19 protein-coding genes are annotated in these 19,986 nt (G+C 67.0%); 8 read left to right on the top strand and 11 right to left on the bottom strand.

The genetic code is table 11. The features are described 5' to 3' along the window. Positions 1-6: 6 nt before the first annotated feature. From ROR02_RS04955 to rsmI, 9 genes are all read right to left on the bottom strand, one after another. On the bottom strand, positions 7-570 hold the full coding sequence (locus ROR02_RS04955) for a biotin transporter BioY (RefSeq protein ID WP_147162909.1): 564 nt from the start codon (positions 568-570) through the stop codon (positions 7-9). A 156-nt stretch (positions 571-726) separates the two neighbouring features. Then, positions 727-1,386 carry an energy-coupling factor transporter transmembrane component T family protein gene (locus ROR02_RS04950; protein ID WP_147162908.1) on the bottom strand — a complete coding sequence of 220 codons (660 nt, stop codon included), beginning with the start codon at positions 1,384-1,386 and terminating at the stop codon, positions 727-729. Continuing rightward, positions 1,383-2,228 (bottom strand): energy-coupling factor ABC transporter ATP-binding protein, encoded by an 846-nt coding sequence (locus ROR02_RS04945; protein WP_147162907.1) that lies wholly within the window; start codon positions 2,226-2,228, stop codon positions 1,383-1,385. The genes ROR02_RS04950 and ROR02_RS04945 overlap by 4 nt, the downstream gene beginning before the upstream one ends. Further along, positions 2,225-3,187 carry a glutathione synthase gene (gshB, locus tag ROR02_RS04940; RefSeq protein WP_147162906.1) on the bottom strand — a complete coding sequence of 321 codons (963 nt, stop codon included), beginning with the start codon at positions 3,185-3,187 and terminating at the stop codon, positions 2,225-2,227. The genes ROR02_RS04945 and gshB overlap by 4 nt, the downstream gene beginning before the upstream one ends. After that, positions 3,184-3,834, bottom strand: a complete 651-nt coding sequence (locus tag ROR02_RS04935; protein ID WP_147162905.1) for a BON domain-containing protein — start codon at positions 3,832-3,834, stop codon at positions 3,184-3,186. Before ROR02_RS04935 ends, gshB begins: the two co-directional genes overlap by 4 nt. Before the next feature lie 154 nt (positions 3,835-3,988). Beyond that, the gene (locus ROR02_RS04930) at positions 3,989-4,975 is read right to left on the bottom strand and encodes a ParA family protein (RefSeq protein ID WP_147162904.1); all 987 of its coding nucleotides are present in this window, start codon (positions 4,973-4,975) and stop codon (positions 3,989-3,991) included. Next, complete coding sequence (locus ROR02_RS04925) at positions 4,972-6,180, bottom strand: ATP-binding protein (protein WP_147162903.1); 1,209 nt, start codon at positions 6,178-6,180, stop codon at positions 4,972-4,974. Before ROR02_RS04925 ends, ROR02_RS04930 begins: the two co-directional genes overlap by 4 nt. 106 nt (positions 6,181-6,286) lie before the next feature. After that, positions 6,287-6,661: a YraN family protein gene (locus ROR02_RS04920; RefSeq protein WP_147162939.1), complete on the bottom strand. Its 375-nt coding sequence runs from the start codon at positions 6,659-6,661 to the stop codon at positions 6,287-6,289. A 110-nt stretch (positions 6,662-6,771) separates the two neighbouring features. Next, on the bottom strand, positions 6,772-7,719 hold the full coding sequence (rsmI, locus tag ROR02_RS04915) for a 16S rRNA (cytidine(1402)-2'-O)-methyltransferase (protein ID WP_147162902.1): 948 nt from the start codon (positions 7,717-7,719) through the stop codon (positions 6,772-6,774). Between the two features lie 15 nt (positions 7,720-7,734). Here rsmI and ROR02_RS04910 point away from each other — a divergent pair, with 15 nt between their 5' ends. The 8 genes from ROR02_RS04910 to ROR02_RS04875 all read left to right on the top strand — a co-directional run bounded on the left by ROR02_RS04910 (position 7,735) and on the right by ROR02_RS04875 (position 16,999). Further along, positions 7,735-8,979: a penicillin-binding protein activator gene (locus ROR02_RS04910; protein ID WP_246135406.1), complete on the top strand. Its 1,245-nt coding sequence runs from the start codon at positions 7,735-7,737 to the stop codon at positions 8,977-8,979. Between the two features lie 117 nt (positions 8,980-9,096). Next, complete coding sequence (locus ROR02_RS04905) at positions 9,097-10,203, top strand: microcin C ABC transporter permease YejB (RefSeq protein WP_147162901.1); 1,107 nt, start codon at positions 9,097-9,099, stop codon at positions 10,201-10,203. Between the two features lie 3 nt (positions 10,204-10,206). Next, entirely contained in the window at positions 10,207-11,280 is a 1,074-nt protein-coding gene (locus ROR02_RS04900) for an ABC transporter permease (RefSeq protein ID WP_147162900.1), read from the top strand. Further along, positions 11,280-12,911 (top strand): ABC transporter ATP-binding protein, encoded by a 1,632-nt coding sequence (locus tag ROR02_RS04895; protein ID WP_147162899.1) that lies wholly within the window; start codon positions 11,280-11,282, stop codon positions 12,909-12,911. The genes ROR02_RS04900 and ROR02_RS04895 overlap by 1 nt, the downstream gene beginning before the upstream one ends. 71 nt (positions 12,912-12,982) lie before the next feature. Beyond that, positions 12,983-13,267, top strand: coding sequence for a FliM/FliN family flagellar motor switch protein (locus ROR02_RS04890; RefSeq protein ID WP_147162898.1), 285 nt, complete (start codon positions 12,983-12,985; stop codon positions 13,265-13,267). Positions 13,268-13,507: 240 nt separating this feature from the next. Then, positions 13,508-14,440: a glycosyltransferase family 2 protein gene (locus ROR02_RS04885; protein WP_147162897.1), complete on the top strand. Its 933-nt coding sequence runs from the start codon at positions 13,508-13,510 to the stop codon at positions 14,438-14,440. A gap of 321 nt (positions 14,441-14,761) precedes the next feature. Next, positions 14,762-16,009, top strand: a complete 1,248-nt coding sequence (locus tag ROR02_RS04880; RefSeq protein WP_147162896.1) for a dicarboxylate/amino acid:cation symporter — start codon at positions 14,762-14,764, stop codon at positions 16,007-16,009. Positions 16,010-16,291: 282 nt separating this feature from the next. Continuing rightward, entirely contained in the window at positions 16,292-16,999 is a 708-nt protein-coding gene (locus tag ROR02_RS04875; RefSeq protein WP_147162895.1) for a hypothetical protein, read from the top strand. Positions 17,000-17,126: 127 nt separating this feature from the next. Here ROR02_RS04875 and ROR02_RS04870 read toward each other — a convergent pair whose 3' ends face one another. Further along, on the bottom strand, positions 17,127-18,038 hold the full coding sequence (locus tag ROR02_RS04870) for a flagellin (RefSeq protein WP_147162894.1): 912 nt from the start codon (positions 18,036-18,038) through the stop codon (positions 17,127-17,129). Between the two features lie 147 nt (positions 18,039-18,185). Then, the gene (gene flgK, locus ROR02_RS04865; RefSeq protein WP_147162893.1) at positions 18,186-19,916 is read right to left on the bottom strand and encodes a flagellar hook-associated protein FlgK; all 1,731 of its coding nucleotides are present in this window, start codon (positions 19,914-19,916) and stop codon (positions 18,186-18,188) included. Positions 19,917-19,986 lie beyond the last annotated feature (70 nt).

The following is a 19,986-nucleotide window of genomic DNA, read 5'->3' as shown; positions in this document are numbered from 1 at the left end:
GCGGGGTTAACGGGTGCCGAGGGCGGGCAGGCCCCGGTGCACGGTGGCCGCGACCAGCCCGGCCAAAACCGCCTTGAGGATGTCGCCGGGCAGGAACAAGGCCGCGTTGCCCAGCACCGCCAGCACCGGCTGGCCGGTCATGGCGATCCAGTAAGGCACGCCACACAGGTACAGCACGCCCACGCCCCCCAGCAGGCAGGCGAGGGAAGCGCGAATCGGCGAGCCCGGGCGGCCCAGCGCCTGCCCGATCAGGCCCACGGCCGCCGCCGCCACCGGAAAGCCCAGGAAAAAGCCCCCGGTCGGGCTGAACACGGCGCCCAGGCCGGTGCGCCCGCCCGCCAGCACCGGCAGGCCAGCCAGGGCGATGAGCAGAAATAACAGCATGGCGCCAGCCCCCCGGCGGGCGCCCAGGATGGCCCCGGCCAGCATGAGGCCCATCGACTGGGCGGTGATGGGCACGCCCAGCGGCAAGGTGATCTTGGGCAGCAGGCCCAAGGCGGCAACCACGCCCGCGAACAGGCCCATCAAGACCAGATCACGGACGCTGAGCGAGAGAACGGGACGAACCATGGAGGGGGAACTCTCCGGCAAGGAGGGAACCGGCGTCGGGGCGGACAGGGCCACGGAGGGCGGGCCCGGGGCAGGGGGCCGTGGGAAAAGGGGCCTGGCGGCGCAAGATCCCGTTTCTCCCCAACGCCAACCGGGACAAACCGGCAAGAACCGCCATCATGCCGTCTGGCCGGTCCCGTCGTCCAGGTGTGATTGCGGACGGTGGGCCCGTTCGGCGTGCGTTTCCAGGCCGCGCGCCTCGACCGCCTCGCTCACCTGATCGGCCAGGCGCAAGGCGCGCAGGATCAGGGGCACGAGCAGGGCCCAGGCCACGCGGTCGCGTCCGCGCGCGGCGGCAGCCTCGCGGGTTTCGCGCAGCAGGCCGCCCAGCACGGGCACGAAGCGGATGGTGAGCCCCAGGGCAAAGGCCACGGCGCGGGGGGCCAGGCCCAGCCAGGCCAGCGGCGCCAGCAAGCGTTCGAGAACCGCGAGCGTCGCGGCAAGCGGCGTGGTCAGGCTGACCAGGGTTGCCGACAGAAGAAGGGCGGCCAGCCGTGCCGACACCATCACGGCATCCTGCCAGCCCACCAGCCACGCCTGGGTGCCGGCGATGAGCGCGATCAGGGGCAAAAGGCCCAGCCCCTGGCGCACGGGGGCGCGCCAGCCCAGGCCGCTCAGGGGGTAGGCCAGGAACACGACCCCCAGCGCGCCCAGCAAGATCCAGGGATCGGGGGTGAACACCAGCGCGAGGCCAAGGGCGCTGAGGCCCAGCAGCTTGACCCCGGCCGGCAGCCGGTGCAGCAGCGAGTGCCCGGGCACATGAAGGGACCCGATCACGCCCGCGCCTCCAGGGTGTCGGCCGGGGCCGCGCCCGGATCTACGGCCTCGCGGGCCAGCACCAGGGCCTCGTAGGCCGCCCGGGCCGGGGCGGGCGGGCCATCGAAGACGATCCGGCCCTGGTCGATCACCAGCACCCGGTCGAAGGTGTTCAGCAGGTCCAGGTCATGGGTGGCCAGGATCACCCGCTGGGCCAGCCCCCCCAGCACCCGGGCGAACATCCGCCGGCCGGCCAGGTCCAGCTGGGTGGTGGGCTCGTCCATCAGCACCAAGGCGGGGTCCAGGGCGAGCACGGCGGCCAGGGCGAGGCGCTGTTTTTCGCCCCCCGACAGGGCAAAGGCCGGCTGATCGGCGCGTTCGGCCAGCCCGAAGCGGGCCAGTGCCGCCAGGGCGCGCTCCCGGGTGGCCGCGCGCCCCAGGCGCAGGGGCTCCAGGCCGAAGGCCACGTCCTCGGCCGGGGTCGGCATGATGATCTGCGCCTCGGGGGCCTGGAACAAGAAGCCCACCCGCCGGCGCACCGCCCGGGTTTCGCGGCCCGCGTCGAGACCGTCCACCCACACCCGGCCCTGGGTGGGGCGCACCAGGGCGTTGATCAGGCGCAGGAAGGTGCTCTTGCCGGCGCCGTTGGGGCCGATCAGGCCGATCCGGGGTTCGCTCAGGGTCACGTTGAGGTCGGCCAGCAACACCCGGCCCTCGGGGGTCTCAACGCGCACGCCGTCGAAGCGCACCCCCCCGGTGGTCGGATCCGTGCCCGGCGCCGGGGGGGCGTCGGGCGCGGACAAGGAGGGGATATCGCCCGTGTCCGCCGGGCGGGCGCGGCGGCGCCGGGGCCATCCGATCATGACAGGCGGGCCTCGATCGCATCCCACACCCGGGCTTCCAGGCATGTGTCGTCGAAACGGTTGATTTCCTGCAAGCCGGTGGGCGAGGTCACGTTGATTTCGGTCAGATAGTCCCCGATAACGTCAATCCCTACGAAAATCAGGCCTCTTTCGCGCAAAACAGGACCAAGGGCGGCGCAGATTTCCCGGTCGCGGGCGGTGAGGGCGCATTTCTCGGGCCGGCCGCCGACATGCATGTTGGAGCGGGCCTCGCCGGCGGCGGGTACCCGGTTGACCGCCCCGGCCGGCTCGCCGTCGATCAGGATGATCCGCTTGTCGCCGGCCCGCACCGCCGGCAGGTAGCGCTGCACCATCACCGGCTCGCGCGAGCGCTCGGCGAACAGGTCGAGAAGGGCATTCAGGTTCTCGTCGCCGGGCGCGATGTGGAACACCCCGGCGCCGCCGTTGCCGTACAGGGGCTTGACGATGATGTCGTGGTGGGTTTCGCGAAAGGCGGCGATGGCGGCGCGATCGATGGTGATCAGGGTGGGGGGCGCCAGCGCCGGGAAATCGGTGGCGAACAGCTTTTCGGGCGCGTTGCGCACCGAGGCTGGATCGTTGACCACCAGCGTGCGCGGATGCACGCGCTCCAGCAGGTGGGTGGCGGTGATGTAGGCCATGTCGAACGGCGGATCCTGGCGCATCAAGATGACGTCAACGTCGCGTTCCAGGTCCAAGGTCACGGCCGGGCCCAAGGTGGCATGGCGGCCGGCCTCGCGGCGCACCTGCAAGGGATGGGCGCGCGCGCTCAGCACGCCATCCTCCAGGGCCAGGGCCTGGGGCAGGTAGTGATACAGCGCATGGCCGCGCGCCTGGGCTTCGAGAGCCAGGACAAAGGTGCTGTCGGCGGTGATGTTAATGGTTTCGATGGGATCCATCTGGATCGCCACCCGCAAGGGGCGGCCGGCGGGGGTGCTCATGAGCGGGGGGCTCCTTGGGCGGGCAGGGGCTGGCCACGCAGGCGGGTGTAATCCACCACCCGGCGGACATGGGGGAGCGCGCGGGCATAGCCCAGCACGCGCTCGCGCTCGGCCGTGTCGGCGGCAACGCCCATCACGTAGACCACGCCGTTGACCACGTCGACGGTGTAGTTGCGCGACGCGACCGAGGAATCAAACAGCATCGAGGCTTTCAGGCGGTTGGCCAGGATCTCGTCACGGCCGGCGTCCAGGATGTCCTCGCCGTTGTTGACGGTAAGCTCGTTCAGGACCTCGCGCACGCCGTCCACTTCCCAGGCCAGGCGGGTGGCGGTGCGCCGGTCTTCGTTGGTGGCGACCGAGCCGGTCATCAGCACCCGGCCCTCGCGGACCGTCAGGTTGACGGCGGTGAACAGGCGCTCGTTGGTGGTGAACAGCTTGCCGTTCAGCGCGGTTTGAATCGCGGCGTCATCGACGAAGCCGCCGAAGCCCCGTTCCTCGCTGGCGGCGCTCGCGGTGCCGGCCCCGGCACCCACCAGGGCGGCGGGCACGCAGGCTCCGGCCGACAGCACCAGGCCCAGGCCAAGGGTCAGGATCACGGCCCGCCGGCCCTTCACGGACAAGGCGGGAGAAAAGGCGCGCGCCGGCATGGCGGGTCTCCGTTGGGGTGTGGCCTCGAAAAACCGAGGCGCGTGGAAAAAGCAACCGACCAGAAGAAAGGGACCCGCGCGCGTTCGCGCAAGCCTTGACGGGCGCGGGGCTGGCGTTCCGGAGGTTGGAAAGACGGTAAAAGAGGCGCCTTTTCTAAAGGTTGAGACGCTCCAGAACGCGTTGGGCCAGCTCGGCGACGTGCTCCCGGGCCTGGCTTACGGCCTGCGCATGGGATCCGATGGCGCCGTCGGCGCTGGTCAGCTTGAAGATCGGCTTGCGGGCTTCCTGGGCCAGGGGGGCCAGGCTGCGATAGTGGCGGATCAAGGCAAGGCAGGGGTCGGGATCGGGATCAAGGTGGTTTTCCCGCAGCAGCCTGTCGTAGGCGGACGGAATACGCTCGACCCATTTTTCATAGGTCTTGACCGGACGCGACAGCCGTTCCCCATGCTGCATCAGGACATAGCCGAGCGGGCGCATTGTCCCTTGCGGCAGATCGAACGCCGGATCGGCCCAGTTTTGCAGGCGCTTGGTCCAGTCGGCACGCCAGCGGTTCAAGGTGGGGCCAAGGTTGCGCAGCCCTTGAAGGGAAAACAGGTCGGCTGCCAGGGGAATCAGAACCGCGTCGGTTCCGATCAGGGCCGAACGGTTGATGGCCCCAAGGTTGGGCCCGACATCGGCCAGGATCAGGTCCGCCTTGACCTGCCGGGCAGCCAATTGTCCCACCAGCCAGAACGACGACAGGATCCGGAACGGCCGGTAGAGATCGGAGGATCCCAGGGCATTGGGCCACTCCCGCGACAAGAAATCCTCGAATCCGGCCAGGGACAAATCCCCAGGGACAAGAAAAAGGTTGTCGTTAAATTTTTTCATGGATGGGGAAAGAATATCTCCAACCTTGGTCAGGGGGATAAGACATTGATAAATAGTATGGGCTTCTCCATTTTTTTCTTCTCCATCAAGCCAAAGTTCTTCCAGTGATTCCTCAGGGAGAAAGGCCGAGGTCAGGTTGGCCTGGGGATCCAGGTCCAGGGCGACCACGGTCTTGCCCATTTCGGAAAGCATCCAGGCGAGATGAAAAACCAGGGAGGTCTTCCCCACCCCCCCTTTGTTGTTGAACAAGGTCAGAACCGGCGTGCTCATGGCCGCACTCCCACGGTGACCAGGACAAAATTATCGTCCACCTCGAACACGGGCGCGGGGTTGCCGTTGTCCTTCAGGGCCCTGCGCGCGAGGTCGATTCCGGCCCCGAAGCGCTGCGCGTACCCCAGGGTCTTGAAGGCCGAGGCCAGTTGCGGGTTGCGGTAATCGGTCCAGCCCGGCCGGCCGAAGTTCTCGCGGGTGACGCACCCATAGGGGCCGCCGGGACTGAGGATTTCGATCCGGTCGGTGAACCAGTACACCCGTACCGGGGCGTTGGTCGCCTCGTAGGTCCGGTGCATCACGGCGTTGCGGATCAACTGTTGCAACGCGACCAGGGGATAGGGGCTCTGGCGCACCTCGCGATCGGTGGCGGCAAACGCGACCGACGTGCTCAGGTGGGCCTTGAGCTTTTCATCCAGGCGACGCAACACGGTGGCCAGGGTGCCATCGATTTCCGTTTCGTCGATCACCGGATCGGCGAGCGTGGTACCTTGCAGGCGCAAAAACTGGATGGAGTGCCCGGGAATCCAGGTGCGGGGGCTGATCCCCAAAACCAGATGCCCCAGAACGGTGGGGGTGGGTTCGTCGGCCGACACGACCATGCCACACGACGCCAGACGCTGTTCGTAGGTGCGCTCGTTGGCTGCCAGGATGTCGGGGGCCACCGCCTGCGGCAGGTATTCCTGCTCGAAAACCAGCCGGCTGAGGTCGGCCAGGGTGCTGGACGGAACCGGCCACGCCTCGGCATGGGCATCGCGAAAGCGGCGCTTTTCGTTCAGGATTCGTTCGTCCTGGGCGGTGGCGATGCCCCGACGCGGACCGATGCGAATCCAGATGCGGCCGTCGTAGCGTACCGGGGGGGCGTCGGCGGGTTCGACCGTGACCACGGCGATCTCGGCGCCGTCCAGGTGCCGTTTTTCCACGCTGATCGATGGGGGCGGCACGATCTTGCCGTCGGTTTTGATGTCGGCAAGGGAAAGCAGCAACTGGTCCGTCACCTCCAGGCCGGCGGGACGGCCGTCGTCGCGCACGCCGATGACCAGGACCCCCGGCACGCCGTGGTGCGGCAGATCATTGGCGAAGGCGCAAATGGCCTGTCGGGCCTTGTCCGCCACCTCCTTGGTCCACGCCTGCTTGCGTTCGCAGCGATCGGATTCCAGGTCGGCCAGCAAGGCGCGCAGCTCTTGGTCGCCGGGGGCGGACATCGGACCTCCTGCACGGGCAAAAGAAATAAGGGATCCCCCCCGGGTCAAGGCCCCTGCGAGGCTGTTCATGGTAGCCCCGCGCCGCCGGGGCGCCAAGGGTTTGGGCTCAGGCGTCGGGGCGCCAGGCGTCGGGGAGGTGGCGGACGCGCCAGCCGGGGCCCACGCGGATCACGTCGAAGCGGGCCATCTCGGCGGGGGCCAGGGGGTGGCGGGCCAGGAACACCTGGGCGGCGCGCGCAAGGCGGCGGCGCTGCGTTGGCCCCAAGGCCTCGCCGGTGGGGTCGCCATCGCCGCGCGCCTTGACCTCGACGAAGGCCAGCACCCGGCCCCGCCGGGCGATCAGGTCGATCTCCCCCGCCCCGGTGCCCCGGCCGGTTCGCCAGCCCCGGGCCACGATCCGCCAGCCGGCAAGGCGCAGGCGCCAGGCGGCCAGGGTTTCGGCCCAGCGGCCAGCACGCCACGCCACGCGTCCCCGGGCCATGCGCGCCCGGGCCTCGTCTCCCCGGGCCTCGGCTTCCCGGGCCTCGGCTCCCCGGGCCGCGCGCTGTCGTGCCGGGCGTTCCGACGTTCGAGAGGGGGAGGGGGGCCTGGTCATGACCGGGGGGCGGGCGAGTCGTCCTTGGTTTCGTCGTCGCCGTCGGCGTCGTCGTTCGCCTCGCGGGTCAGATCCAGGGCGCGGCGGTAGAGGTCGCGTCGGGGCAGGCCGGTTTCCCGCGCCAAGTGGGCGGCGGCCTCGCGCACGCTGTCGCCGGAGTCGAGCAGGGCCATCAACCGATCCTCGATCACCTCGTCCTCGGGGGGCGGCGCAGGCGCGGGGGGCGCGATCACGATTACCGCCTCGCCCTTGGGGGGGCCGGCCGTGGCGTAGTGGGCGGCCAGGTCGGGCAGGGGGGCGCGGCGCACTTCCTCGTGCAGCTTGGTCAGTTCGCGGCACACCGCCGCCTCGCGCGGGCCCAGGGCCTGGGCGAGGGCGGCCAGGGTGCGGTCCAGGCGCGAAACACCCTCGAACAACACCAAGGTGGCGGGGATCGGGGCCATCTCGGCGCAAAAGGTGGCCAGGCGCCCGGGGCGCGACGGCGGAAAGCCCGCGAACAAGAAGCGATCGGTGGGCAGCCCGGAAAGGGCCAGCGCGGTCAGCACCGCCGAGGGGCCGGGGGCGGCCGTCACCATGTGCCCGGCCTCGTGGCAGGCGCGCACCAGCTTGAACCCGGGATCCGAGACCAGGGGCATGCCGGCGTCGCTGACCAGGGCCACGGCCTGGCCGGCCTGGAGCCGGGCGAGCAGGGCGGGGCGCGCCGAATCGGCGTTGTGTTCGTGGTAGGCGGTCAGGCGGGCATGGATGCCCAAGTGATGCAGCAGGCCGCCGGTGACGCGGGTATCCTCGCAGGCCACCACGTCGGCGCGGGCCAGAACGTCGAGGGCGCGCGCGGTGATGTCGCCCCGATTGCCAATGGGGGTTCCCACCACATAAAGGCCGGGGGCCAATGGACTTCCCGCCGGGGTATCGGTAGGCTGCTGATCCAGATCTCGGTCTGTCACCAAGGGAGGACACCGGTGCTAAGGTTTCCTGAAGCCAACGGACATCGCCGCGGCCTTGCGCGCCTGGCGCTGACCGTGGTTCTACTGGCCAGTCTCGCGGCGTGCGCGCGCAATCCTGGGCCGCCCTCCGCATCGACGTCAAGCATCGAGCCGCCCCCTCCGGCGGCCCATCCCACCGCGCGGGTCGAGGCGGAAAGCCTGGACGCGCCCGGGCTGATGTCCACCCGGGCCGGCGACAAGACCCGCGCCGCCTTCCTCGCGCCCCTGTCGGGACGCGCGGCCTCGGTCGGGCAGGCGCTGCTGAACGCCGCCCAGATCGCCGTCATCGACGTGGGCACCAACACCTTCGTGATGCAGCCCTACGACACCCAAGGCACGCCGACGGGGGCCAAGGCCGCCGCCCAGCGCGCCCTGGGCGAGGGGGCGGGGCTGATCGTCGGGCCCTTGTTCGCGGACTCGGTGCGGGCGATCGCGCCGCTGGCGGCCCAGGCGAACGTGCCGGTCATCGCCTTTTCCACCGAAACCGCCGTGGCCGGCGGCGTGGTCAACGTGATGGGCTTTACCCAGGCCGAGCAGGTGCGCCGCATCCTGGTCCATGCCAAGAACCAGGGACGCACCACCCTGGCGGTGCTGGCGCCCGAAACGCCGTTGGGGCGCGTGACCGCGGACGCGGCGCGTCAGCTGGCCCCCGCCCTGGGCCTGCGGATCAGCGCGGTGGAAACCTACGCGGCGCAAGGACGCGACGCCGGGGCCGCCATCGCGCGGCTGACCGGTGGCGGGCCGTTCGATGCCCTGCTGATCGCCGACGATGGCATGTCGCTGCGCACCGTGGCCTCGCTGCTGCCGGGCGCCGGCTTGCAGCCCGGGCAGGTGATGATCCTGGGCACCATGGTCTGGCAGGAGGATCCCTCGCTGGGGCATGAGGCCATGCTGGTGGGCGCGCGCTATCCCGCCGCCGACGAAAGCGCCCTGGAAACCTTCCGTGGCCATTACCGCGACACCTATGGCGCCGTGCCGCCGGTGCTGGCTGGCCTGGGCTACGACGCCACCGCCCTGGCCGCCGTGCTCTCGCGGGGCGGTCCCGGATCCTTCACCGTCAACGCCGTGCGCAATCCGGAAGGCTTTGTCGGCGTGGGCGGCCTGTTCCGCTTCCGGGCCGATGGCACGGTGGAACGGGGCATGGCGGTGCGCGAGGTCACCCGCGACGGGTCCTCCCAGGTGGAGGCCGCGCCGACTTCGTTCACGAACGCCGTCTTCTAGAGGCGTTGCGCGGGGCTCCTTTTCCGGCGGGGTCGGAGAAGGAGCCCCATCCCGGCCCGCCCTGCCTGTGGCGCCCCCTTGCCTGCGCGCCTTTTTCCCGAACGGATACCGCCGGTCATGAGTGCCTATGTCCTGCGCCGATTGCTTCTGATTCCGCTCACCTTGTTCGGGATCATCCTGGTTAACTTCGTGATCGTTCAGTTCGCCCCCGGAGGGCCGATCGAGCAGCTTCTGGCGGAAACCCAGGGCTCGGCCGTGTCGGCCACCGCGCGCTTTTCCGGCCAGGCCCAGGGCGAAACCGTGGGCGGCACGCGCGGCAGTGATCCCACCCGCCAGGAAAGCCTGTATCGCGGCGCGCGCGGCCTGGATCCGGCCTATATCGCCCGCCTGGAGGCGCAGTTTCACTTTGATCGCCCCCCGGTCGAGCGCTTTTTGACCATGATCGCCGACTACGCGACCTTTGATCTGGGAGAGTCTTTTTTTCGCGGTCAGTCGGTCCTGGATCTGATCTTGGAAAAACTGCCGGTTTCGATTTCCCTGGGATTGTGGAGCACCCTGATCATCTACGGGGTTTCGATTCCGCTGGGGATCTGGAAGGCGGTGCGCGACGGGTCGCGCTTTGACATTCTCACCAGCTGGGCCGTGGTCATCGGCTACGCGGTGCCTGCCTTCCTGTTCGCCGTCTTGCTGATCGTCGTGTTCGCGGGGGGGCGGTATCTGGACTGGTTTCCGTTGCAGGGCCTGACCTCGGCCAACTGGGAGAGCCTGACCTGGCCCCAGCGGATCGCGGATTATCTCTGGCACATGGTGCTGCCGGTCAGCGCCATGGTGATTGGCGGCTTCGCCAGCCTCACCTTGCTGACCAAGAACAGCTTCCTTGAGGAAATTCACAAACAATACGTGGTGACCGCGCGCGCCAAGGGCCTGAGCGAGGGGCACTTGCTGCGCACCCATGTGTTTCGCAATGCCATGCTGCTGATCATCGCCGGCTTTCCGGCCGTCCTGGTGTCGATGCTGTTCACGGGATCGGTGTTGATCGAGGTGATCTTCAGCCTGGATGGCCTGGGGCTTCTGGGCTTTGAAAGCACCATGCGCCGCGATTATCCGGTGATGTTCGGCACCTTGTACATTTTCGGCCTGATCGGCCTTCTGCTGGCCGTGGCCAGTGATCTCACCTACCACCTGGTCGATCCCCGGATCGACTTCGAGCGCCGGGACACGTGACCGATGCCGCTGCCTTCCCCGTTCGCCGCCGTGCGAGGCCGCTTGCCGGCCTTGACGCTTTCCCCGCTATCGCGCCGCCGCCTGGCCGTGTTCAACGCCAACCGGCGCGGGGTGTGGTCGCTGCGCCTGTTCCTGGTCTTGTTCGCGGTCAGCCTGGGGGCCGAGTTCGTGGCCAACGACCGGCCCTTGCTGGTGCGCTACGATGGCGCCTTCTACATGCCGGTGCTGCGCGATTATCCCGAAACCACCTTTGGCGGCCTGTTCCCCACCCCGGCCGATTACCGCGACCCGTTCGTTGAAGAAGCCATCACCGCCAGGGGCTGGATGGTGTGGCCGCTGGTGCGCTACGCCGACGACACCGTCAACCGCGATTCCACCAGGCCGTTTCCCGCGCCCCCCAGTTGGGAAAACCCGCTGGGCACCGACGACCAGGGCCGCGACGTGTTCGCGCGTCTTCTGTACGGCTTTCGCCTGTCGGTGCTGTTCGGCCTGATGCTGACCATCAGTTCGTCGGTGGTGGGCGTGGCGGCGGGGGTGGTCCAGGGCTATTTCGGCGGGCTGATCGATCTGCTGGCCCAGCGCTTCATGGAAATCTGGGGCGGGCTGCCGCAGCTTTTCGTGCTGATCATCCTGGCGAGCCTGATCGAACCCGGCTTTTGGAGCTTGCTGGGGATCATGCTGATGTTTTCGTGGACCGCGCTGGTCGGGCTGGTGCGCGCCGAGGTGCTGCGCACGCGCAACTTTGATTACGTCCGCGCCGCCCGCGCGCTGGGGCTGTCGGATGGGCGGATCATGACCCGCCACATCCTGCCCAATGCCATGGTCGCCACCTTGACCTTCGCGCCCTTCTTGCTGTCGGGCTCGGTCACCGCCCTGACGTCGCTGGATTTCCTGGGGCTGGGCCTGCCGCCCGGCTCTCCGTCGCTGGGCGAGCTGTTGCGGGTGGGCAAGGAAAACCTGCAAGCCCCCTGGCTGGGGATCACCGGTTTCCTGGTTCTGGCCACCATGCTGACGCTGCTGGTGTTCATTGGCGAGGCGGTGCGCGACGCCTTCAATCCGCGCAAGGGGGGCTTGTGATGAGCCGGCCCCTGCTTGCGGTCGAGTCGCTTTCGGTGCGCTTTGGCTCCGGGGCGGGGGCCGTGGACGCGGTGCGCGAGGTGTCGTTCACCCTGGACCGGGGGGAGACCCTGGCTCTGGTGGGCGAAAGCGGCTCGGGCAAATCAGCCACGGCCTTGTCGATTCCCCGCCTGCTGCCCTATCCCCAGGCCAGCCATCCCGGTGGCGCGGTGTGGCTGGAGGGCGAGAACCTGATGGAGGCGTCGGAACGAAGGCTGCGCCAGATCCGGGGCGACCGGGTGGCGATGATCTTCCAAGAGCCGATGACCTCGCTCAACCCGCTGCATGGGATCGAACGCCAGATCGGCGAAACCTTGAGCCTGCACAAGGGGCTGGAGGGGCGGGCCCGGCGCGGGCGGGTCATCGAGCTGATGCATCTGGTGGGGCTGGATGACTTGACCGGGCGCTTGAACGCCCTGCCGCACGAACTCTCGGGCGGGCAGCGCCAGCGGGTGATGATCGCCATGGCGCTGGCCAACGAACCCGACGTGCTGATTGCCGACGAACCGACCACCGCCCTTGACGTGACCATCCAGGCGCAGATCCTGACCTTGCTGGACGATCTGCGCCGGCGCTTTGGCATGGCGCTGTTGTTCATCACCCATGACCTGGGCATCGTGCGCCGGCTGGCCGATCGGGTCGCGGTGATGAAGGACGGGCGGATCGTTGAAAGCGGGGCGACGGCGCCCCTGTTCGCCGCGCCCGCCCATCCCTACACGCAAACACTCCTGGCCAGCACGCCCCGGGGCACGCCGCCCGCCCGTCGTCCCGACGCGCCGGTGGTGATCGAGGCCCGGGACCTGCGCGTGCATTTTCCGCTGGGGCGCGATTTTCTTGGGCGGCCGCGCGCGGTGGTCCGTGCCGTCGATGGCGTGTCGGTGCGGGTGCGCGCCGGCGAGACCCTGGGCGTGGTCGGGGAAAGCGGATCGGGCAAGACCACCTTGGGGCTGGCGCTGCTGCGCCTGGTGCGGGCCGAGGGGCTGGTGGTGTTCCAGGGCCAGCGCGTGGACGGCCTGAAGGCGGGGGCCCTGCGTCCCTTGCGTCAGCGCATGCAGATCGTGTTCCAGGACCCGTTCGGGTCGCTGTCGCCACGCCTGTCGATCGGCGAGATCGTGGGCGAGGGGCTGGCGCTTCATGGCCTGGCCTCCACCCGGGCCGAGCGCCGCGCGCTGGTTTCCCAGGTTCTGGCCGAGGTCGGGCTGGATCCCGCGCACCAGGACCGCTACCCGCACGAATTCTCGGGCGGGCAGCGCCAGCGGGTTTCGATCGCGCGGGCCCTGGTGCTCAAGCCCGCCCTGATCGTGCTCGACGAGCCGACCAGCGCCCTGGATGTCACGGTGCAAGCCCAGATCGTGGACCTGTTGCGCGCCTTGCAGGAGCGTCACGGCCTGGCCTACGTGTTCGTGAGCCACGACCTGCGGGTGGTGCGGGCCCTGGCATGCGACATCATGGTGATGAAGGCGGGCCAGGTGGTGGAAGCCGGGCCGGCGGCGACCGTCTTCGAGAACCCGGCCCATCCCTATACCCAGGCCCTGCTGGCGGCGGCCCTGGATCCCGGCGTGGGACATGAATCCCCCCGCGCGAAGGGATGAAAATTTAACCCAAGGCTGGCATGATGTCCGAAGGTCCCGTTTTTCCCTTGGCTTGACTTCAGGAACCCGCGATGGCCGACGATCAGGACGACAAGCGCCTTCCCCGGGAAGCGGTTTACTCCGTGCCGGTGGAGATCTCGGTGGTGCTGGGCAAGGCGGTGCTGCGGGTCAACCAGCTTTTGAAGCTGGGCCGTGGCGCCGTGGTCGAGCTGGAACAAAAAATTAGCGAGCCGGTTGAAATATATGCCAACGACGTGCTGATCGCGCGCGGCGAGGTGATCATCACCGATGGGGACAAGATCGGCGTGACCTTCACCGAACTGGTGCGCTCGGTGGCCCAGAAACCGCGCGATTAGAGTTTGTCAGGGAAAAGTGGACACCGCTTTTCCCCGGCAAACTCAAGTAAAGGGATGCGGAGTCTGCCTGCTTCTACCTGAAACGGACAGACTTTAGAGCGCATTCCGGTTAAAAAGGATTCGTGAATGCGTTCTCTCTTCTTGAAGCGTCGCATTTTCGAACCCCCGAAACGGTACCCGTTTCGGCCGGGAATGCTCTAGCGGGCCCCGGGGCATGCGCCGCCTCCGGACCTGGGTCCCATGACGGCGGCGGGCGCCCTTCCCCTGGTTTCTGTTATCGTGCCGGTGTACCAGGGCGCGGCCTGCGTGGGTCGGGCGCTGGATGCCCTGGCCGCCCAAACCCTGGCGCCCCAGCTTGAAATCCTGGTGGTCGACGATGCGTCGTCCGACGACTCGGCCGGTGTGGTCCGCGCCTGGCAACGGCGTCATCCCGGGATTGCCCTGACCCTGATCGGGATGGCGCGCAACCAGGGCCCGGGCGTGGCCCGCAACAAGGCCCTTGCCCAGGCCCGGGCTCCCTACGTGGCCTTTCTCGATGCCGACGACACCTGTGTGCCCCACCGGATCGAACACCAGGTGCGGGTGCTGGAAGCCGAGCCGGCGCTGGGGTGCGTGGGCTCGTGGTACCGGATGCTAGGCGCCGGCGGCCAGATCCTGGCCGAACGGCGGCCCCGGCTCGCGCCGGTGGACATGGCCTGGCTTTCGCTGGTCCATTCCCCCTTCTTGCTCAGTACCCTGGTGACCCGGCGCGCCTTGTGTGGGGAAACGCTTTTTCCCGCGCGTTACAAGGGCGAGGACGGGCCGGCCCAACGTGGCTTGCTGTGGCAGGCCCCGGGTGCCTTCGTGGAAGAGGTGTTGGTGGGGTATCAAACCGTGCCCGGGCGGGCGTGCGATCCCCGCATGGCCCAGGCCCTGGCCGAGGATCTGGCTCCCTTGATCGGGAGCCTTTCTCCCGCCGAGGCGTGGGAGGTGATGGAAGCCGTGCTCGCCTTTCCGCACACGGTTTCGGCGCGGACCATTCCCGTGGTGCGTCGGGTTCTGGCGCTGGGGTGCGCGTTCCGGCGGGTGCGTCCGGCCTGGGTGAGCCGCGATCAGGCCAGCGCGGTGTATGACCGGCTGCTGGACCTTGCCGCCCCTTTCATCGACGAGGGGGGCGCCGCGCTTTTCGACTGAAGAACGAGGGAGGGAGCGCCGCGGACTCCTTTGGTCTCGCGTTGTCTCGCCCTGGCATGTTGCGTTGCAACAGGGGCGGGCAAGGCTCCACCTGAATTGCGGATCACGCGATTATTTGCTCGCCTGGGCTTCACTATTTCGCAGTATTTGCAAAAAATCTGACTTTCCGCACGGGAAAGCAACTAGAAACCCGTGTTGTGATCGGACAGGATGCGCGTCTCTCCCTCCCTCAACGGGCTGGATTCTTGCGGTGCCATGGTCCGGTTTTACCGGATGGCGCCCCGGTTCTTCTTGTTGCATGCGTGCCATTGAGGTCCATAAATGAGACGCCTTACCGGTCATTTGTACTTTTGGGTTGTTCTCGCCATCTTCTCCGGCGGGTTTCTGGGCTATCTTCAACCAGATCTCGGGGTCAGCCTCAAACCCCTGGGAGACGGTTTTATCTCGTTGATTAAAATGCTGATTGCCCCGGTAATTTTCTGCACGGTGGTGTTGGGAATCGCGGGGGCCGGCGACATGAAAAAAGTCGGCCGGGTGGGCGGCAAGGCCTTGTTGTACTTCGAGATCGTCTCCTCCTTGTCCTTGCTGATCGGCCTGGTGGTGATGCACCTGATCAAGCCGGGATCGGGATTCCATGCCGATCCGGCTCAGCTGGACGCGCAGGCGGTCGCCAAATACGCCAAGGCGGCCAGTGAACAATCAACGGCCGATTTCATTTTGCACATCATCCCCCGGACTTTTACCGATGCCTTCACCGGCAACGGGGATCTGTTGCAGGTCTTGCTGGTCTCGGTGTTGTTTGGCTACGCGATGATGCGCCTGGGGCCGGCGGGTCAGGCGGTGCACCGCTTCATCGAGGAATGTTCGCACATCTTTTTTTCGATGATGAACGTGATCATGAAACTGGCCCCGATCGGTGCCGGCGGGGCGATGGCGTTCACCATCGGCAAGTACGGGGTGGGGGCCCTGGCGCCCCTGGCCACCCTGATGGGCAGTTTTTACCTGACCTGTATTTTGTTCATCGTGCTGGTGTTGGGCGCCATCGCCCTGATGACCGGGTTCAGCATTTTCCGCTTTATCGTCTACATCAAGGAAGAGCTGCTGACGGTGCTGGGAACGTCGTCGTCCGAGTCGGCCCTGGTCCCCCTGATGGGCAAGCTGGAGCGGCTGGGGTGTTCCAAGTCGGTGGTCGGCCTGGTGGTTCCCTCGGGGTACTCCTTTAATCTGGACGGAACGAACATCTATCTGACCATGGCCGCCTTGTTCGTGGCCCAGGCGCTGGATATCGATCTGACCCTGGGCCAGGAATTGACCTTGCTGGGCGTGGCCATCCTGACGTCCAAGGGCGCGTCGGGCGTGACCGGAGCCGGGTTCATCACCCTGGCCGCGACCCTGGCCGTGGTGCCCTCGGTGCCGGTTGCCGGCCTCGCGCTGATCCTGGGCATCGACCGCTTCATGTCGGAAGCCCGTGCCTTGACCAATTTCATCGGCAACGGGGTGGCCACCGTGGTGGTCTCGCGCTGGGAAAAGGAACTGGATGTCGAGCGCATGAAAGCAACCTTGGGCTGATTTTTCGGGCAGGTGTCCTTGATTCGTGCCTTCGGGCTACTGTTCCGGTATCCTTGGGGGCGCTGGTCAGGAATTTTTCTCGGTCCAGGGGAATGCGACACACGAGAGTCGCTCCCGGAAAAGAGCGCCTCTCTTTTCCGGGAGCGATGAAGTAGAAAAAATCAGTACAGAGTCTGTCTGTTCTCCTGTGAAGCAGGCAGACTCTGAAGAGCAGCTCTATTAAGAATAGTATCGCAACGGGTTGTGTGGTTCAGTCGCGGCCCATCGCCAAACGAAGTCGTCTTGTTCAAGATCCAGGGGGGCATGATGATTGCGTTAATCTTGGTTATTATTCTTATGCCGTATATGATTTTGTCGAGCGTCATGCGCTATGCCGCAGAAAGCCCGGTCGTTCGCAAAAATATGCAAAAAGATATTTTCATCGCGGTCGGTACGGCTCTATTCGCTTGTTTTGCTGTGGATAAAAGTGTTTTTCTTGTGGAATCTTTTGACATGTTTCAACCGCTATATGCGGTGTCGTCAGGTGGGTGGTCTTTCGTTTTTCTTGTTGTGGCTGAAGCTTATGTTTCGATTCATTTATTATTTGCGGCGTTCTCCGGGTCGGCGCCCCGGGCTGGACTTTTCCAGTTCATTGGTTTTTCGTTTCTGATGGGGGTCGCGTTTCTATATGTTGCGGCAAATGCCGGGAATATTTATTTCGGGTGGCGTCTGGATAATTTATTTTTCATGCTGTTTGGTGTTTTTCATTTTGTATTCGTGGCGGGGATCATGTCCCTGTTCTCGAAGTATGTTCTCATGGCCAACGTGGCGGGAGCCGCCTTGAGCCTTGCCGCCGAGGGGCGGCTTTTTGCCGAGCATTATTTTCTGATTTTGGATTTCATTCCCGAGCTTCCCGGGGTGTATGGCGCTCTCGTCGTGGTGGGTACCACGGTGATCGCCGCTTATAACTTCGGCTCGGAGCGCGGTTGGTTTCCGCCCCTTGCGGAGTAGAGGCTGTCGGGAAAAAGGGAGCACCGCTTTTCCCCGACAAACAGGCTCAAACAAAGGCATGCAAGGTCTGCCGGTTTCAGCGTGAAGCGGGCGGCCCCCGTCGTCGGTCCCACCGATCGAGAATGCCCTATCGCAGGTACTCGGCCAGGGACAGGCGGCTGAGCGACGACAGGGCCGAAAACGACGCCTGGAGAACCACTTCCAGCTGGGCGGCGCGGCTGGTGGCCTCGGCGACATCGACCGAGCGCACGCTTTCCAGCGCGCTTTCGGCGTACAGCTGGAACTCGGTCTGGGAGTCAATCAGGCCGTCCAGGGTCTGGGCCTGGTCCGAAAGGTTTTCTTGAACCTTGCCCAGCCGGGTCAGGCCTTCGCCCAGCAGGTCGTAGGCGGCTTGCAGGGTTTCGGTGTCGGGGGGCGAGGTGGTCATGGACGCCAGTTCCGCCAGCGCGCGCAGGGTTTTTTCAAACCCCTCGTCGTCGGCCTGCACGCCATAGGTCAGCCCGTCCGAGCCATCGACCATCAACACCCGCGCCGCGCCCGAGCCCTGGTAATAGCCGGTGTCGGCGGTGCTGGGCGTGCTCACGGGGGTGTACCCGGCCGCCTCCAGGTCCACGGGGTTGCCCCCGGCGCTGGTGCCACCAAACACGGGCAGGCCCCCCATGTCGGTGTTGAGCTGACTGGCCACGTCCTCCAGCCAGCCTTGCGCCGAGGCCGCCAGCGTGGACGTGTCGGTGACGGATCCGGAAATCGCGGCCGTGATCGCCACCCGGGCCTTTTCGACCACGTCGGCGATGTTGGCGACGGCGCCGTAGGCGACTTCCACCTGCGAGCGCGCGGCCGAGGCCCGGGTCGCCAGATTGGCCGAGGCCTTCAGGTCGCCTTGCAGGCTGATCACGGTGCCGGCGGCGCCGTCAAGCCCCGACAGCGTGGCGCTTTTCAAGCCCGTTCCCTGCTGGATCAGGGCATTCGTGTAGGAGCCTTGCACCGTCAGGGCCTGGGTGCGCAGCATGGTGTTCATGGTGTGGGTGGCGACACGCATGGCAGGAACTCCCGCGATAATAGAGCATTTTCAGCCGGAATGGCACCGTTTCGGCGGTCCGAAAATGCGAAAAATCAAACAGTTAGAGCGCATTCGCTGATTCGTTTCGATCGGAATGCGCTCCGGCCCGCGATCCAGGAAAACCGCTCAGCCCATCATCGTCATCAGGCTGTTGAACATGGTTTGGGCGGTGCTGACGATCTGGGTCATGGCCTGGTAGGACTGTTCCAGCGCCACCAACTTGGCGCTTTCCTCGTCGGCGTTGACCCCGCTTGAATTGGAAAACTGGGCCGCCAGGCTGTCGCGGGTGTCGCCGGCCAGGTCGGCGGCGTCGGTGGCGTGTCCGGCGCGGTCGGCCACGTCGTCGATCAGGGCGGCGATGCGCGCCTGGGCCGAGCGCTCGGCCGCCGGCAGGCCGCCGGCGGCATCGAACGCGATCGGGGAATCGAGCGCGCTCCAAACGGCCCGCAAGCCGTCGCTGGCCCCTTCGACCAGGGCGGTTTCGCCCACGGTGGTGGCGGCGGCGACGGTCACGGGCACCCCCTGGCTTTCCAGGGTGGAACTCAGGCTCATGGTGTCGGCGCCGTCGCCTTCCAGAAGGCAGTTGATCCCCAGGGCGTGGGCCAGATTGAACCCGTCGGCCCCCACCGAGGTATCGCCACTCAACACCACGCCCTGGCCGCTGTTGGTGGCCTGCAAGACAAGGTTCCCGCTGGCGTCCAAGGTGGCCGAAACGCCGGCGGCGCCATTCAGGGCCGTCACGAGGTCGCCGTAGGTGGAAAAGGTGGACAGGTCCAGGGCCGTGCTTTCGCCCACCGTCCCGTCTTCGTTCACGGCGAGAACGTAAAGCGTGCCCGAGCCGCTGAAGGGAGCGGAGGCATCAACGCTTGTGGTCCCGCTCAAGGTGGCGGGGGCGGGCACCGGCGAGGCGGTGCTGGCGGCTTCGTTGACGGCGTTGGCGACGTCAACGGCCAGGCCATCCAGGGCGGCTTGCACCTGGGGCAGGGTTTCGTCGCGGGCCTCGACCAGGGCGCCCAGGCTGCCACCGGTCAGCTTGGCGGTCGCGTCGGCGCCATCGACCACGATGCCCCCGATCGCGCCGCCGCCGCTGGCGTCATAGGTACTGTCGGCGCTCAGGCGTCCGGCCGGGGTATAGGAAAGGGTGTGCGCGGTCGAGGTCAGCAGGGGCTGGCCCCCGGTGGTGTACACCCGGATTTCGCCGCTGGAGGTGGTGAAGGTGGTGATGTCGACCAGCCCGGCCAGGGCATCGAGCGCGACGCGCTGGCTGTCTTGCAGGTCGGCGGTGGAAGAGCCCTGGGCGGAGGCGCGCGCGATCTGGTCGTTCAGATCGTCCAGCGTGGTCAACAGGGCGTTGATGTCCTCGACCGCGTCGGTGATCGCCTCGTCGGCGGCGGTGCGGGCCGCCTGCACCGAGGCCGAGGCCGAGGCCAGGGTATCGGTCCAGGTTTCCAGGGCCTCTTCCAGCGACTGCGACGAGGTGCTGTCGCCGCCGGCGGCAATCGCGTCGTCGAGGGCGCTCATCAGGCTGGTCATCGCGTCCTCAAGCGCGGCCCCGTCCTCGCTGGATCCAAGGGACGCCGACACGGTTTCCAGGTAGGCGGCGGTGGTTTCGGCCTCGGCGGCGCGCGAGGTGGCCTTGACCGATTGCGCGAACACGGCCTCGTTGACCGTGGTGGAGATCCCGACCACGGTCACGCCGGTGGCCCGACCGCCCACGATCGTGGTCGCAAGACGCGCGGTCTTGGCCGAATACCCCTCGGTATCGGCGTTGGCGATATTGGTGGAGGTCACCGCAATCGCGCTTTGGGTGCTCATCAGGCCGCTGCGCGCGGTCGCCATGATCGAGGAAATGGACATCGCCGGGCCTCCTGGAGCCGTGTCAACCGAAGTGGGGCCGCCTTCCAGGGCAATCGGGTGAAGCCTTGGA

It is taken from the genome of Pararhodospirillum oryzae, assembly GCF_007992075.1.
In the GTDB taxonomy this organism is placed as follows: domain Bacteria; phylum Pseudomonadota; class Alphaproteobacteria; order Rhodospirillales; family Rhodospirillaceae; genus Pararhodospirillum; species Pararhodospirillum oryzae.
The sequence above is the reverse complement of the archived record's forward strand: the minus strand, read 5'-3'. Positions and strand labels throughout refer to the sequence as shown.

Coding starts and splice junctions, on each gene's coding strand:
- ROR02_RS04955 (WP_147162909.1), bottom strand. CDS start 570: ATGGTTCGTCCCGTTCTCTCGCTCAGCGTCCGTGATCTGGTCTTGATG.
- ROR02_RS04945 (WP_147162907.1), bottom strand. CDS start 2,228: ATGATCGGATGGCCCCGGCGCCGCCGCGCCCGCCCGGCGGACACGGGC.
- gshB (WP_147162906.1), bottom strand. CDS start 3,187: ATGAGCACCCCCGCCGGCCGCCCCTTGCGGGTGGCGATCCAGATGGAT.
- ROR02_RS04935 (WP_147162905.1), bottom strand. CDS start 3,834: ATGCCGGCGCGCGCCTTTTCTCCCGCCTTGTCCGTGAAGGGCCGGCGG.
- ROR02_RS04930 (WP_147162904.1), bottom strand. CDS start 4,975: ATGAGCACGCCGGTTCTGACCTTGTTCAACAACAAAGGGGGGGTGGGG.
- ROR02_RS04925 (WP_147162903.1), bottom strand. CDS start 6,180: ATGTCCGCCCCCGGCGACCAAGAGCTGCGCGCCTTGCTGGCCGACCTG.
- ROR02_RS04920 (WP_147162939.1), bottom strand. CDS start 6,661: ATGGCCCGGGGACGCGTGGCGTGGCGTGCTGGCCGCTGGGCCGAAACC.
- ROR02_RS04905 (WP_147162901.1), top strand. CDS start 9,097: ATGAGTGCCTATGTCCTGCGCCGATTGCTTCTGATTCCGCTCACCTTG.
- ROR02_RS04900 (WP_147162900.1), top strand. CDS start 10,207: ATGCCGCTGCCTTCCCCGTTCGCCGCCGTGCGAGGCCGCTTGCCGGCC.
- ROR02_RS04895 (WP_147162899.1), top strand. CDS start 11,280: ATGAGCCGGCCCCTGCTTGCGGTCGAGTCGCTTTCGGTGCGCTTTGGC.
- ROR02_RS04890 (WP_147162898.1), top strand. CDS start 12,983: ATGGCCGACGATCAGGACGACAAGCGCCTTCCCCGGGAAGCGGTTTAC.
- ROR02_RS04885 (WP_147162897.1), top strand. CDS start 13,508: ATGACGGCGGCGGGCGCCCTTCCCCTGGTTTCTGTTATCGTGCCGGTG.
- ROR02_RS04880 (WP_147162896.1), top strand. CDS start 14,762: ATGAGACGCCTTACCGGTCATTTGTACTTTTGGGTTGTTCTCGCCATC.
- ROR02_RS04870 (WP_147162894.1), bottom strand. CDS start 18,038: ATGCGTGTCGCCACCCACACCATGAACACCATGCTGCGCACCCAGGCC.
- flgK (WP_147162893.1), bottom strand. CDS start 19,916: ATGTCCATTTCCTCGATCATGGCGACCGCGCGCAGCGGCCTGATGAGC.